At 59.7% G+C, this 1,634-nt stretch carries 1 protein-coding gene and 1 pseudogene; both read right to left on the minus strand.

From position 1 onward, the window contains the following. Positions 1–66 precede the first annotated feature (66 nt). Positions 67–753 (minus strand): acetate--CoA ligase family protein, encoded by a 687-nt coding sequence (locus ABYV26_RS25010; RefSeq protein ID WP_372684060.1) that lies wholly within the window; start codon positions 751–753, stop codon positions 67–69. Next, positions 747–1,634 (minus strand): annotated as a pseudogene (locus tag ABYV26_RS25015) (CoA-binding protein); the annotation flags it as partial. The pseudogene ABYV26_RS25015 and the gene ABYV26_RS25010, both read right to left, overlap by 7 nt.

Genomic DNA, 1,634 nt, shown 5'->3' on the forward strand with positions numbered 1-1,634 from the left:
AACAGCCTCGTCAAACGGCAACATTCGGCACCTCTTAATGGGTTATGGGTTCATGGGAATGTGTTTCTATTCTTCGACCTCCGGCAGCATGATCCGGGCGTCGGCGACAACGCACTTTTCCGCCGAACACATGACCGGGTTCAGATCGATGGAGACGATCATCTCCGCGGATGCCATGACAAATTCAGAAAAACAGATCATGGTCCGGGTCAGTTCGTCGGCATCGACCACCACGCCCCCCCGGTATCCGGAAAGCAGGCGACCGGCCTTGAGGCCCTTGATCATGGACGCCACATCATCGGGACCCACCGGCGCCATCCGCAAACTCACGTCCTGGTAGATCTCGACGCCGGTGCCCCCGATCCCCAGAAGGACCACCGGCCCGAATTGTTCGTCAATTTTGGCACCGATGATCAGCTCCAGACCGGCGACCATCTCTTCCACCAGCATCGCTTCGAAGCCGTCCAGACGGCTGAACCTTTCAAATGCGGCCGCCAGTTCATTCTTTGTGGTAATGCCCGTTTTCACACCGCCGTGATCCGACTTGTGGAGGATCCGCCCGGAAACGATCTTCGCCGCCAGGGGAAATCCGATGCCGGCGGCGACGGATTCGATTTCTCCGGGATCCGTGACCGTGGTAAAGCGCGGCACGGTCAGCCCGGCGGCGGACAGCAGATGCTTGGCATCGGGTTCGGTGACCCATCCCCGGGCACGGGATGCCTCTAGTACGGTCTTGATCTGGTTGTTCAGCATGGCTGGGACCTCCGTAGGGCTTCGACCATCAACACCGCCCCTTTGATGGACGGAGACACCGGAACCCCGTTGAATTCAAACCCCTCGATGAGCATCCGGTATCGATCCACATGGGGGACATAGGCCACCAGCGGTTTGTCGTAGCGCTTGCAGACCCGGCTCAAACGGGCGCCGATATCAGAGGTAATCTCCGGCGAATACGGGAGCAGCAGCATAACAATGCAATCGAGCTCCGGAATCCGGGACAGATGTTCGGCGGCCTCCAGAAAATCACTGTCCGTGGCGCTGCCGGTGAGATCGATGGGATTGCCCAAGGATGCAATGGACTGCACGCTGGGGCTCAGATCGGCGCGAATCTCGGCCTGCTTCCGGGAATCGATGACCGGAATGGACAAACCCCGCCGGCCGCAGATGTCCACCGCCAGTGCACCGTGTCCGCCGCTGCCACTGATGATGCCCACCCGGCCCTCGATGGACTCCTGATAACAGCTCAGCACCTCGCAAAACGAAACCAGCTCGAGTTCGTTGGCCGCTTCGACGATGCCGTGCTGGGCCAGCACCGCAGAAAATACCGTGTAGTCGCCGGCCATGGAAGCGGTGTGGCTGGAAACGGCCCGCATCCCTTCACGGGTCTTGCCGGCTTTTAAAACGATCACCGGTTTGGCGCAGCCGCGGGCGGCGGTCACAAATTCCCGCCCTTCACCGGGGCCAAACCCTTCGATGTAAAAGGCGATCACTTTGGTTTCCGGATCCTGGGCCAGGTATTTTAACAGGTCCAGTTCTCGAACCAGCGCCTTGTTGCCGATACTGACCCCCACCGACAAACCGATCCCCAGTTCGGCGAATTTGGTCATTTGATCGACCAGCACACCACCGCTCTG

The sequence above is a fragment of the Desulfosarcina sp. genome (genome assembly GCF_041551955.1).
In the GTDB taxonomy this organism is placed as follows: Bacteria; Desulfobacterota; Desulfobacteria; order Desulfobacterales; family Desulfosarcinaceae; genus Desulfosarcina.